At 66.1% G+C, this 12,978-nt stretch carries 7 protein-coding genes; 3 read left to right on the top strand and 4 right to left on the bottom strand.

Annotated features, from left to right (window positions below; genetic code table 11):
* Window positions 1-20: 20 nt before the first annotated feature.
* Entirely contained in the window at window positions 21-149 is a 129-nt protein-coding gene (locus tag RS897_RS32905; RefSeq protein ID WP_275944976.1) for a hypothetical protein, read from the top strand.
* A 32-nt stretch (window positions 150-181) separates the two neighbouring features.
* Here RS897_RS32905 and RS897_RS32900 read toward each other — a convergent pair whose 3' ends face one another.
* The 3 genes from RS897_RS32900 to RS897_RS32890 form a co-directional block, all read right to left on the bottom strand.
* Window positions 182-475: a DUF2218 domain-containing protein gene (locus tag RS897_RS32900; RefSeq protein WP_315832846.1), complete on the bottom strand. Its 294-nt coding sequence runs from the start codon at window positions 473-475 to the stop codon at window positions 182-184.
* A gap of 129 nt (window positions 476-604) precedes the next feature.
* Window positions 605-901: a GNAT family N-acetyltransferase gene (locus tag RS897_RS32895; RefSeq protein ID WP_315832845.1), complete on the bottom strand. Its 297-nt coding sequence runs from the start codon at window positions 899-901 to the stop codon at window positions 605-607.
* Window positions 898-1,179 carry a GNAT family N-acetyltransferase gene (locus RS897_RS32890; RefSeq protein WP_315832844.1) on the bottom strand — a complete coding sequence of 94 codons (282 nt, stop codon included), beginning with the start codon at window positions 1,177-1,179 and terminating at the stop codon, window positions 898-900. The genes RS897_RS32895 and RS897_RS32890 overlap by 4 nt, the downstream gene beginning before the upstream one ends.
* Before the next feature lie 170 nt (window positions 1,180-1,349).
* Here RS897_RS32890 and RS897_RS32885 point away from each other — a divergent pair, with 170 nt between their 5' ends.
* Window positions 1,350-1,733, top strand: coding sequence for an SPW repeat protein (locus RS897_RS32885; RefSeq protein ID WP_315832843.1), 384 nt, complete (start codon window positions 1,350-1,352; stop codon window positions 1,731-1,733).
* 17 nt (window positions 1,734-1,750) lie between these two features.
* On the opposite strand, the gene RS897_RS32880 is transcribed toward RS897_RS32885, so the two are convergent.
* Complete coding sequence (locus tag RS897_RS32880) at window positions 1,751-2,290, bottom strand: DUF3828 domain-containing protein (protein ID WP_315832842.1); 540 nt, start codon at window positions 2,288-2,290, stop codon at window positions 1,751-1,753.
* A 604-nt stretch (window positions 2,291-2,894) separates the two neighbouring features.
* Between RS897_RS32880 and RS897_RS32875 the strand changes: the two genes are divergently transcribed.
* Entirely contained in the window at window positions 2,895-12,908 is a 10,014-nt protein-coding gene (locus tag RS897_RS32875; protein WP_315832841.1) for an autotransporter-associated beta strand repeat-containing protein, read from the top strand.
* The last annotated feature ends 70 nt before the right edge of the window (window positions 12,909-12,978 follow it).

Raw genomic sequence — 12,978 nt, 5'->3', positions numbered from 1 at the left:
CGTTTAATTTGGAGACCATCATGGCCAATGAAAAAGGCCCGAACGTCAAGAAGAAGCAGAAGTGCAAGAACTGCGAGGGCAAGGGCTTGCTGAAGAAGGGCGACAAGGTCGTGAAGTGTCAGCGCTGCGGCGGCACCGGGCTGCGGTAAGGGACCGGTTGCGACCTAAGACATTGCGTCGGTTACTGCGCGCGGGTCCAACGAATCTCGCCGAGATCTTCGCGGAACGAAAACCGCTTGAGGTGTTCCACCACCACGCCTTCCATGCGGGCCAGAACCTCTGCATCGGCGGCTTCGATCCGCATGGTCAGGGTGTCCGCGGTCGCCTCCAGTTTCGCGGTGCGATCGTCAGCGAAGGGGATCAGGCCCTTTTCCGGAGTAAACTCAACCGCGAATTTATGGCTCCAGTGCTTGCAGAGCTGCTGCAGATAGCGGCTGGCGGAAGTGGTGGCGACGTGTGTTTCGGTGGCGAGCATGCAAGCATCCCTGGTCGGTATTCCCTGAAACCGCCTAGCTGTGTATCGCGCCGCTCCGCTTCAAGACGGAGCACGGGTGGTTTTGAGCAATTCCATCCGCAGTTTTGCGGGCGAAACCTCGCCGGGGTTTCAGCGTTCCAGCGGCTGCCACTCCGGATTCTTGGCCAGATAGTCCACCACGAAACTGCAGCCGGCGACGACCGTCTCGCCATTGGCCTGGATCAGCTGCAGGGCGCCTTCGACCAGTTGGGAGGCGATGCCTCGGCCGCGCAGGGCCCGCGGTGTCTCGGTGTGGGTGATGATGACGGCGCCGGCACTTCGCCTGTAGTTGGCGAAAGCCGTCGCCCCGCCGACGTTCATCTCGAAACGCTGCAGCGCAGCGTTGTCGCGAACCGCGGAGGTCGCCTGGTCCGAGGTGCTGGTCATGCCGGGCTCAGCAGGTCGGCGGATTCGGGATGCTTGGCGATATAGGCTTTCACGAACGGGCAGTCCGGCACCACTTTCAGTCCGTCGTGCCGCACCTGCTCCAGCGCGCCCTTCACCAGCTTCGAGCCGATGCCCTTGCCGCCCAGCTCCTTGGGCACCTCGGTGTGGGTGAAGATGATGACGCCAGGCTTGAGGTCGTAATAGGCAGCGGCGATGTGGCCTTCCACCTCCAGTTCGAAACGGTGTCGGGCTTCGTTGTTAACCACGTCGACGCTCATCAGGCCTCCTTCGTTACAAGACGCATCAAATCATGGCGGTCCCATCTTGCAAAGTTTTGGAGGTGTCCTACGTGCATGGGAGACATACGTTTCGGCCATGCTCAGGCGGCCGTTCTGTGTGCTGGGCAGGCTCTGATCGACGTATGCCGCTTCCCGAGGAGGAGGCAGCGATGTTGAACCTGCGTTTCTTCAGTACTCATCGTCCGTGGGAAGACTGGCTGGGCATGCTGGCTGGCCTTCTGATCGCGTTGTCGCCCTGGTTCGCCAGCCAGATCGACCATCGTGTAATCGTCGCCAATGCCTTCATTGTCGGCGTCCTGGTGTTCTTCCTGGCGCAGCTCGAATACGTCGTGCTGCAGCGCTGGGAAGAGGTGGCGGAAGCCGGTCTCGGCATCTGGCTCACCATCTCGCCTTACGTGTTCGGCTATGCCGGCGAGGGATTGCTGCGCTACTGGCACTCCAGTCTTGGTGGCGTAGTGATCCTGCTGGCGGCGTTGAAGCTCTGGCAGGACTGGGAGCTGAGCGACGACGATCTGGCCCGTCACGGGCAGTAGGCTCGGGCGTCGAGTGTCTAGTTGCGGAGTGCGTGCGCGAGCATGTCTCTGATCGCCCACGATTGCGATCCAGCGTGCCCGCGCATGTTGTCGATCTTCCATTCATCACCGTCGCGCACGAAGTCACAGCGCACCACATCGGTGGTCGCATTCACGCGCCGGCCGGTCGGTGTCAGTGTCGCGGCGATGGTCGCGCGATTGCTGGATGACGACTTCGCGGCGATCGCGACCGACTTGATGTCGGGATCCTGCGAGTTGCTGACGGGATCGAAGTCGATCACCGCATCGCCGCTGGCGCGCTTATCGGCTTTCGCCCACTGCGCCATCAGCGACTGTGAGAAAATCTTCATGCGCTTGCGGTTGCTGTCCCACAGGATGATGTTCTTCGCATCGTCTGCCGGCGCAGACGGCTTTCCGGCGTCTCGATAGATCCAGGTCACGATCGCGGCGGGGTCGCGCCGGTCGGTTGCCGTCGCTGATTGCGCCACCGACGTTGTGCAGAGTGCGGCCAAAACGATGAGCAAGCCGCTGAGGATGGCGCGGCGGTCGAATGACATAGTCCTGTCGGGCATTGTCTCTTGGTCGCGGGCTTTGGTCGTGTGATCCGCGCCTTCGGGTCGAGCGTTGCTGCATCCGACCATGAACAGAACGATATCCGTCTTGGCAAGCCACAATCCCCGTACTTCTCCGGATGCAGAAGGTGTGCACGTATAGGTTGCGTTATTTCAGCAACAACTGCCGACTAAAGTAGCAGAGAGCCCAATCTCCGGGCGAGCGATGCAACTTTTAGGTGTAGCTTCGGTCTGTGTCTGAGTCATTGGCCGACCTCTTGCCGATGACCGAGCATGATCCTGCCGGTGCACGCTGCGGCGTGCGCGCCGTAGGTCATCGGCCCAGGACAGGCCAGCAAAATCCACTCGGAAGCCAACGTTGAATTCTTCGGAAGGTCAGCGGCCAGACGGTCGTGGCCGCTTGGAAACCCGTGCGCGGAGGGCTCTGGCGATGCGTTCGATCCCTGGTTCGTCGATTGCAAATTTCTCGTTTGCAAAACGTCCGGCCCCTCAACGGCGGCCCTCGATCGCCGAGTTTGCTCCGAGGCGCCGCATCGATCGCTCCGCGCTGCTGCTCAGCGTGTCCAGCCTTGCATTGTGGATGGCGATGATGCCGACGACGACGCGCGCGCAAAACGCCACATGGACCGGTGCAGGTCTCGGCGTCTGGAACAACGTGTTGAGCTGGACGCCCGCGACCGTGCCGACCGGCACGGCGACCTTCGGTGCGTCCCTGGTCCCTGCGGTGGCGTTCACGGCTGGCACGGCAAGCACGGTGGGGACGATCTCGTTCATCGGAGGGGCCAATCCCTATGTATTCAGTATCATCGGCGGCCTCGGGCTCAACACCTCGCTCACGCTGACTGGCACCGGCATTCAGGACGTATCGTCCATTCCGCAGAATTTCGTCACCTCGGGTGTCGTGGGCGGTACGGGCAGCCTTGTCTTTCAAGGCACCAGCACCGCGGCGGGTGTCAACATCACCAACAATGCGAACGGCATCACGCAGTTTACCGGGTCAAGCACCGCCGGTACGTCGACCATCACCGCCAACGCCGGCGGCAGCATCTCGTTCACGGGCACCAGCACCGGTGGCAGCGCGCAATTGGCCGTCAATGCCGGCGGTGTCCTCGACATCTCCGGCCTGACCTCCGGCGGCATGACCGCCGGCGCGATCTCGGGAACCGCGGGCGGTGCGCTTCATCTCGGCGCGAATGCTCTCACCCTCAACGGCAATCTCAGCACCAGCTTTGGCGGCGCGATCGATGGAGCCGGCGGGGCGTTGATCAAGAACGGCTCCGGCATCTTGACGCTGTCGGGCAACAATACGTTCACAAGCGGCGTCACGCTTGGAGGTGGAACGCTCATCGCCGGCAGCAACACGGCGCTCGGCACCGGCATTGCAACGCTTGGGGCAGGGACGACGCTGGGGCTTGGCGCCGGCATCAGCCTCGGCAATGCGATCAACCTGACCGGTTCGGCATCGCTCGACGCCTCCCTCGGCGCGGCCAGTCTCACCGGCGATATCGGCGGCGCGTTTGCCCTGACCAAGACCGGAGCGGGCGCACTGACGCTGTCGGGCAACAACACGTTCAGCGGTGGCCTGACACTCGGTGCGGGCACACTGGTCGCCGGGAGCAACACAGCGTTCGGCACCGGCATCGCAACGCTTGGTGTGGGGACGACGCTCGGGCTTGGCGCCGGCATCAGCCTCGGCAACGCGATCAACCTGACGGGCTCGGCCTCGCTCGACGCCTCCCTCGGCGCGGCCAGTCTCACCGGCAACATCGGCGGCGCGTTCGCTCTGACCAAGACCGGCGCAAATGCACTGACACTGTCGGGCAACAACACCTTCAGCGGTGGCCTGACGCTTGGCGCGGGCACGCTCATTGCCGGCAGCAGTACGGCGCTCGGCACCGGCACGGCATCGCTTGGTCTGGGAACGACGCTGGGGCTTGGCGCCGGCGTCAGCCTTGGCAATACGATCAACCTCACTGGCGTCGCCTCGCTCGATGCGTCCCTTGGTGCGGCCAGCATCACCGGCAATATCGGCGGTGCGTTCGCCTTGACCAAGACCGGTGCGAGCGCATTGACGCTGTCAGGCAACAACAGCTTTGCCAGCCTGAATCTTGGTGCAGGCACGCTGGTGGCGGGCAGCCTGGGCGCTCTTGGTACCGGTGCCGTCACCCTCGGCGGCGGCTCGGAATTGTCGCTGGGCGTCAACGGCGCCTTCAACAACGCTATCAATCTTGGAGCCGGCGCGTCCGGTACCATCTCGGTTGGTGCCGGGGTCGGAGCCACCCTGGGAGGCGGACTCAATCTCGCGGCAGGCAGCACGCTCAATCTTGGATCGGCCGGAAACTCCGGCACGCTCACCTTGAACGGCGCAGGCTCGGTGGTCGGCGCCAACGTGACGCTGTCGGCAAATGTCGGCACCCTGAAGCTGGGAGACGCGGCCGCGGGAACGCTCGCCGCCGGCGTCGGCGGCACGCTCAATATTGGTGCCGCCGGGACATTCGATCTCAACGGCCTGGCCGCCACCGCGGCCAATCTCACCGGCAGCGGTCTCGTGAGCAACAACGGTGGTGCGGCTGCGACCCTGTCGGTTGGCGCCGGCAATTTTTCCGGCATCCTGGCCGATGGCACGACCGCGCTTGGCTTGACCAAGATCGGTGCTGGCGCGCTGACCCTGTCGGGTAACAACACCTTTAGCGGCGGTCTCACCGTCACCGGTGGCTCGCTGGTCGCAGGCAGCGCGGGGGCGCTGGGCCTGGGAGCGATCGGGCTTGGGGCCGGCACGTCGCTCGGTTTGGGCGCGGGCATGACGCTCGGCAACGACATCGCACTCACCGGTGCGGCCGGCCTCGATGTCGCGACAGGCTCTGCGATCGCCAGTGGCGTGATTTCCGGTGCGTTCGGCTTGTCCAAGACCGGCGCCGGATCATTGACCCTCACCGGTGCGAACACCTTCTCGGGCGGTTTGTCCGTCAATGGCGGCGCACTGGTGGCCGGAAGTCTGGGCGCGCTCGGCAGCGGGCTCGTGACACTCGGCGCGGGCGCAGAGCTTGCGCTCGGTGTCAATGGCAGTTTCAACAACGGGCTGAGCCTCGGCGCCGGCGCCGCAGCCACGCTATCGGCTGGCGCCAGCGTCAATGCGGCCTTCGGAGGCGGTTTGAACCTCGGTGCGGGCGGCACACTCAACATCGGTTCGGCGGCGAACACTGGAACGCTGACGCTGAACGGTGCCGGCTCGACGATTGGCGGCAATGTCACCCTGTCGGCCAATTTCGGCACATTGGCCCTGGGCGATGCGGCAGCCGGGACGCTTCTCGCCGGTGCGGGCGGCACGCTCAATATCGGAGCGGCCGGTCATGTCGACCTCAACGGCATTGGGTTGACGGTGGCCAATCTGACCGGCACCGGCTCACTCAGCACCGGTGTCGCTGGTCTCGCCAACGTCGATATCGGCGCCGGCATTTTCGGCGGTCTGATTGCGGACGGTGCCGGCACGCTCGCGCTGAGCAAGACCGGCGGCGGCACGCTGGCGCTCAATGGCGCGAACAGCTTCAGCGGCGGGGTCAGCTTGACCGGCGGCACCCTGAGCCTCGGCAACAGCGCGGCACTCGGAACCGGCAACTTGGCCATGGGCGCCGGCACCACGCTGGACTTCGGCATCACCGGCCTCGGGCTTGGCAACGGCATCGCGCTCAACGGCGCAGCCTCGCTCAATGCCGGCGTCGGAATCAGCGGTGCAGTGAATGGCGTCATCTCCGGCGCGGCTGTGCTTGGCAAGACCGGCGCCGGCACACTGGCGCTCAATGCGGCGAACACCTTCAGCGGTGGCGTCAACCTGACCGGCGGCACGCTGAGCATCGGCAACAGCGCCGCACTCGGTACTGGTAATCTTGCCATGGGTGCCGGCACCACGCTCGACTTCGGCGTCGCCGGTCTTGGACTCAACACCAACATCGCACTCAATGGGGCGGCCTCGCTCAATGCAGGTGCAGGCATCAGCGGCGCCTTGAACGGTGTGATTTCCGGCGCGGCCTCTTTGGCCAAGACGGGCGCGGGAACCCTCGCACTCAATGCCGCGAACACGTTTACCGGCGGGGTCAATCTGACCGGCGGTACGCTGAGCCTCGGCAACGGCGCCGCGCTCGGCACCGGCGCGCTGGCGATGGGGGGCGGTACCACACTCGACTTCGGCATCAGTGGCCTTGGACTCGGCAACAACGTCACACTTAATGGGGCAGCCTCGCTCAATGCCGGCGTCGGTATCAGCGGTGCGCTGAACGGCGTCATCTCCGGGGCGGCCTCGCTCGGCAAGACCGGCGCCGGCACGCTCGCGCTCAATGCCGCGAACACGTTCACGGGCGGAGTCAATCTGACCGGCGGCACCCTGAGCCTCGGCAACAGTGCCGCGCTCGGTACCGGCGCCCTGGTCATGGGGGCCGGCACCGCGCTCGACCTCGGCATCACCGGCCTCGCGCTCGGCAATGATGTGACGCTCAATGGTGCGGCCTCGCTCAACGCGGGCGCAGGGATCAGCGGCGCGTTGAACGGCGTGATGTCGGGCGCAGGCTCGCTTGGCAAGACCGGTCTCGGGACGCTTGCGCTCAACGCGGCGAATACCTTCAGCGGCGGTGTCAATGTGACCAGCGGCACCCTCAGTGTCGGTAACAATGCGGCGCTCGGCACAGGCACTCTTGCCCTTGATGCCGGCACCACCCTCGACCTCGGCGTTACCGGTCTTGCGCTGGGCAATGGCATCGCGCTCAACGGCGCGGCCTCGCTGAATGCGGGGGCGGGCATCACCGGCGCCGTGAACGGCGTCATCTCCGGGGCGGCCTCGCTTGGCAAGACCGGCGCCGGCACGCTCGCGCTCAATGCCGCGAACACGTTCACGGGCGGAGTCAATCTGACCGGCGGCACGCTCAGTGTCGGCAACAATGCGTCGCTCGGTACCGGCGCGCTTGCCATGGATGCCGGCACCACCCTCGATCTCGGCGTCACCGGTCTCGCACTCGGCAACAATATCGCGCTCAACGGCGCTGCCTCGCTCAACGCGGGAGCAGGCATCAGCGGTGCGCTCAATGGCGTCATCTCCGGGGCGGCGTCGCTCGGCAAGACAGGCGCCGGCACGCTTGCGCTCAACAACGCGAACACCTTCACGGGCGGCGTCAATCTGACTGGCGGCACACTCAGCATCGGCAATAGCGCCTCGCTTGGCACCGGCGTGCTCGCCATGGATGCCGGCACCACGCTCGATCTCGGCGTCACCGGGCTTGCGCTCGGTAACAACATCACACTCAACGGTGCAGCGTCGCTGAACGCAGGGGCCGGGATCAGCGGCGCCGTGAACGGCGTCATCTCCGGGGGCGGAAGCCTGGGGAAGACCGGCGCCGGCACGCTCGCGCTCAACAGCGCAAACACCTTCACCGGCGGCGTCAACCTGACCGGCGGCACACTCAGCATCGGCAACAATGCGTCGCTGGGCACCGGCGCGCTGACCGTGGGCGGCGGCACCACGCTCGACCTCGGCACGACCGGTCTTGTTTTGGGCAACGCAATCACCCTGAACGGAGCCGCCTCGCTGAATGCGGGGGCCGGAATCACGGGCGCCGTGAACGGCGCCATCTCCGGCGCCGGGGGCTTGACCAAGACAGGCGGGGGGACACTCGCGCTCAATGGCGCCAGCACCTACACCGGCGCAACCATCGTCGGCGCCGGCACGCTCCAGGTCAATGGCTCGCTCGGCAACACTGCGACGACAGTCGCCGCCGGCGGGACGCTGGGTGGGTCCGGCTCGATCGGCGGAGCCGTTACCGTCGCAAGCGGCGGCAACCTGGCCGGCATCCAGGGCCAGACCCTGACCATGGGCGCGCTCACACTGAACGCAGGATCGAACGTAAACGCCGCACTCGGTGCGCCCGGCGCAACACCGCTGTTCAATGTGACGGGCAATCTCACCCTCGGCGGCACGCTCAATGTCACCGACCTGGGCGGACTCGGCGCCGGCATCTACCGCTTGATGGATTATGGTGGGGCCCTTACCAACAACGGCATGGCCGTCGGGACAGTGCCGAGCGGCACCGTGGCTGCCAACCTTTCGGTGCAGACCGCCGTCACCAACCAGGTCAATCTCGTCAATACCGGCGGCCAGACCCTGAATTTCTGGGACGGCGGCAATGTCGCCGATCACAACAACGGCGTCGTCAATGGCGGCAACGGTCTGTGGAACGCGACCAACGACAACTGGACCAATCAGAACGGAACGCTGAATACCCCGCTCAGCCCAGCTCCCGCCTTTGCCATCTTCCAGGGCTCGCCCGGCACCGTGACGGTCGACAACACCTCCGGCACTATCAGCGTCACCGGGATGCAGTTCGCGGTGAATGGCTATCAGGTGCAGGGCGATCCGATCACGCTGGCGGCTGCGCAGAGCATCATCCGTGTCGGCGACGGCACCGCCGCCGGTGCGGGCATGACGGCGACTATCGGCTCGTCGCTCACCGGAGCCGCTACTCTGGTGAAGACGGACCTCGGCACGCTCGTTCTCAATGGCGCCAACACCTATTCGGGCGGCACCACCATCAATGGCGGCACCGTTGTCGCCGGCAACACGGCGGCGCTCGGCACCGGTGCGGTGACCCTTGCGGCCAGCGGTACGGCGCTGATCCTGAATGCCAGCGGTACTTTCGCCAATGCACTCAATGTCGGCGGCGGCCTCGACGTCACCATCGCCGCCGGCGCCGGCCTGACCGCCGCGCTGACGGGCGGCCTGACGCTCGGCACCGGCGCCGCGCCGGTCGCCACCCTGCATATCGGCTCGGCCGGCAACACCGGCACTCTGGGCTTGACCGGGGCAGGCGGGACCGTGGTTGCAGGTCTGACGGTCTCGGTGGATGCCGGCACCTTCCAACCGCTCGATGCCGCGGCCGCAGCGATCACCGCCGGCACCGGCAGCAGGCTGAACATCGGAGCGGCCGGCACGCTGAACCTGAACGGTATCGGCACCACCACCGCCAATCTCACGGGTAACGGCACCATCACAAACAATGGTGCCGCGGCGGCAACGCTTGTCGCCGGCATGGGCACCTTCGCCGGCATCATCCAGGACGGCACCGGGACGACGGCGCTGCAGAAGGACGGTACCGGCACACTCGCACTCACCGGTGCGAACACCTTTACCGGCGGGGTCAACCTGACCGGCGGCACGTTGAGTGTCGGCAACAACACGGCGCTCGGCGCCGGTGCCCTGGGCATGGCAGCGGGCACCACGCTCGACTTCGCCGCGACCGGCCTTGCGCTCGGCAACGCCATCGCACTCAACGGCGCGGCCTCGCTCAACACGACCGGCGGCATCAGCGGCGCCGTGAACGGCGTTATCTCGGGGGCGGGCAATCTCGGCAAGACCGGAACGGGTACGCTCACACTCAATGGCACCAATACTTATTCGGGCGGGACCACCATCAGTGGTGGCACCGTTGTCGCTGGCACCACGACGGCACTCGGCACCGGTGCCGTGACGCTTGCAGCCAGTGGCACCGGACTGACACTCAACGCCAGCGGCACTTTCACCAATGCGCTCACTATCGGTGGCGGCCTTGACGTCACCGTTGCCGCCGGCACCGGTCAGACGGCGGACCTGACAGGCGGGCTGACACTCGGCACCGGTGTTACGCCGGTCGGCACTCTGCATCTTGGCTCCGCCGGCAACACCGGCACATTGGGATTGACCGGGGCAGGCGGTACGGTGGTTGCGGGCCTGACGGTGTCGGTGGATGCTGGCACCTTCCGGCCACTCGATGCCGCAGCCGCGGCACTCACAGCCGGCACCGGCAGCACACTGAATGTTGGTGCGGCCGGCACACTGAACCTGAACGGCATCGGCACCACCACTGCCAACCTCACCGGCAACGGCACGATCACCAACGACGGCGCTGCCGCGGCAACGCTTGTCATCGGCACCGGCAACTTCGCCGGCGTCATCCAGGACGGCACCAGCACGACTGCGGTGCAGAAGGATGGCACCGGTGCGCTCGCGCTGACCGGCGCGAACACCTTCACCGGCGGGGTCAGTCTGACCGGCGGCGCGCTGAGCGCCGGCAACAACGCGGCGCTCGGCAGCGGTGCGCTGACCATGGGGGCGGGAACTACGCTTGATCTTGCTGCTAACGGTCTGGCCCTCGGCAACGCCATCGTGCTCAACGGTGCGGCCTCGCTCAACACAGGTGCAGGGATCAGCGGCGCGGTGAACGGCGTCGTTTCGGGTGCAGGCGGTCTGGATAAGACCGGAACGGGCACACTCGCCCTCAACAGCACCAACACCTATTCCGGCGGCACCACCATCACAGCCGGCACCGTTGTTGCCGGCACCACGACGGCGCTCGGCACCGGTGCGGTCAACTTGGCCGCCAGCGGCACTGCGCTGACCCTCAACGCCAGCGGCACCTTCGCCAATGCGCTCACGGTCGGCGGCGGCCTCGACGTCACCATTGCGGCCGGTGCAGGCCAGACGGCAGCGCTGACGGGCGGACTGGCGCTCGGCACCGGCACCACGCCGGTCGGCACCCTGCATATCGGTTCGGCCGGCAACACCGGCACACTGGGATTGACCGGGACAGGCGGGACGGTGGTTGCGGGACTGACGGTGTCGGTGGATGCCGGCACCTTCCAGCCACTCGATCCCGCGGCCGCGACGCTGACCGCCGGCACTGGCAGCACCCTGAATGTTGGAGCCGCGGGCACGCTCAATTTGAACGGCATCGGCACCACCACTGCCAATCTCACGGGCAGCGGCACGATCACCAACGACGGTGCCGCGGCGGCGACGCTTATCGCCGACGCTGGTAACTTCGCTGGTGTCATCCAGAACGGCACCGGCACCACGGCGCTGCAAAAGGACGGCGCCGGCACACTTGTTTTGACCGGTACAAGCACCTTCACGGGGCCGACCACCATCAACGCCGGAACACTCGATGTCGGCGGCTCCATCGCAAGCTCGCCGGTGACCGTGAACGCGGGTGGCACGCTGGCAGGCATCGGCACGGTCGGCACACTGACCGCGGCGAGCGGCAGCATCGTGGCGCCCGGCAGTTCGACAGGCACCGGAAGCACCGGCACCCTCAACGTTGCGGGCAATGTGTCCCTGGCCTCGGGATCGACCCTCGCGGTTCAATTCGGCAGCAATGGCCAGACCACCGCGCTTGCGGCCACGGGGACCGCCACGCTGTCCGGCGGCACCGTGAGTGTGCAGACGGTGGCGCCTCTGACGCCGAATGTGCCGTACACGATCCTGACCGCGACAGGCGGCGTAAGCGGAACCTTTGGAGCTCTGAACGGGCTGACGGCTTCGGTCTTCCTCACTCCGCAATTGTCCTTCAATCCGACCAGTGCGTTCGTGACGCTCAACTTCAACGGCGTGCCGTTTGCGAGTGTCGCCCAGACGCCGAACCAGACGTCGGTCGCCGCTGCGGTCCAGTCGCTCGGCTTCGGCAATCCGGTCGCGGCCGCCGTCCTCTCCAGCTCGGCAGCCCAGGCGCGGCAGGCCTTCGATCTGCTCTCGGGAGAGATTCATCCCAGTGCATCGAGCGTCCTGATCGACGAGTCCTATCAGGTCCGCGACGCTGTGATCGACCGTGTCCGCCAGTTGACGCCGACCACGTCGGATTTGCGGCTTGCGACGCTTGGACCGAACGATCCCGTGGTGCCATCAAGTCAGGGCGCGAGCGGCGAGAAGCGGCCGCTCTACACCAAGGCGAAGCCGATCCCTGCGGTCGGGCCGGAAAGTCTGGTCTACGCAACCTGGGCCCACGGGTTTGGCTCGTGGGGCCAAATCGATGGCCGCGACGGTCTCGCGCGGATCAGTCGTTCGAGCGGTGGTTTCATCTCGGGCATCGATGCCACCTTCAACGGGATGTGGCGCGCAGGTGTTGCGGCGGGTTATTCGCGCACGTCCTTCAGTGTTGGCGATCGCGCGTCGTCGGGTGGCAGCGATAACTATCACGTTGCCGCTTATGGCGGCGGCCAGATCGGGCCGTGGGGCTTGCGGGCTGGCGTCGCCTACACCTGGCACGACATCGACACCAGCCGCGCGATTGTGTTCCCCGGTTTTGCCGGGACGGCAAAGGCAAGCTACGGCGCGCAGACCACGCAGGTGTTTGGCGAAGTCGGCTACAGCATCATGGCAGGCCCCGTTGTCCTGGAGCCGTTCGCCGGGCTGGCTTATGTCCACTTTGACACCGGCTCCTTCACCGAGGGTGGCGGCGCGGCCGCGCTTACCGGCGGCCGGGAACGTCGCGACGTCGGCTACAGCACGCTGGGCCTGCATGCCGCAAGCAGCTTCCTGATGAGCGACTCGACGGTGCTGGTGGCCCGTGGCACGCTCGGCTGGCGCTCCGCGTTCGGCGATGTGACGCCGGTCACCGGTTTCGCTTTCGCCAGCGGCAGTTCGCCGTTCGCGGTGACCGGTGTTCCGGTCGCGCGCCAGAGCGCTGTTGCAGAAGCCGGTCTCGACTGGAAGGTCACGCGCAACATGTTGCTGGGCGTGACCTACAGCGGTGCCGTGGCCGACAAGGCGCAAAACCACGCCGTCCAGGGCAGCTTCGTCGTCAAGTTCTAAGGCCCGCGCGGCGAACTCAGGTGCGAACGAAAATGGAAGGCGCCCGAAGGTGCCTTCCATTTGCTGTGGT

The organism is Bradyrhizobium prioriisuperbiae (assembly GCF_032397745.1).
Lineage (GTDB): Bacteria > Pseudomonadota > Alphaproteobacteria > Rhizobiales > Xanthobacteraceae > Bradyrhizobium_A > Bradyrhizobium_A prioriisuperbiae.
Note: the sequence above shows the minus strand (reverse complement) of the source record. Positions and strands in the feature narration are given on the sequence as shown.

What these genes read in the sequence shown, in the direction of transcription:
- RS897_RS32905 (WP_275944976.1), top strand. Translation starts at nt 21, where the DNA reads ATGGCCAATGAAAAAGGCCCGAACGTCAAGAAGAAGCAGAAGTGCAAG.
- RS897_RS32900 (WP_315832846.1), bottom strand. Translation starts at nt 475, where the DNA reads ATGCTCGCCACCGAAACACACGTCGCCACCACTTCCGCCAGCCGCTAT.
- RS897_RS32895 (WP_315832845.1), bottom strand. Translation starts at nt 901, where the DNA reads ATGACCAGCACCTCGGACCAGGCGACCTCCGCGGTTCGCGACAACGCT.
- RS897_RS32890 (WP_315832844.1), bottom strand. Translation starts at nt 1,179, where the DNA reads ATGAGCGTCGACGTGGTTAACAACGAAGCCCGACACCGTTTCGAACTG.
- RS897_RS32885 (WP_315832843.1), top strand. Translation starts at nt 1,350, where the DNA reads ATGTTGAACCTGCGTTTCTTCAGTACTCATCGTCCGTGGGAAGACTGG.
- RS897_RS32880 (WP_315832842.1), bottom strand. Translation starts at nt 2,290, where the DNA reads ATGTCATTCGACCGCCGCGCCATCCTCAGCGGCTTGCTCATCGTTTTG.
- RS897_RS32875 (WP_315832841.1), top strand. Translation starts at nt 2,895, where the DNA reads ATGCCGACGACGACGCGCGCGCAAAACGCCACATGGACCGGTGCAGGT.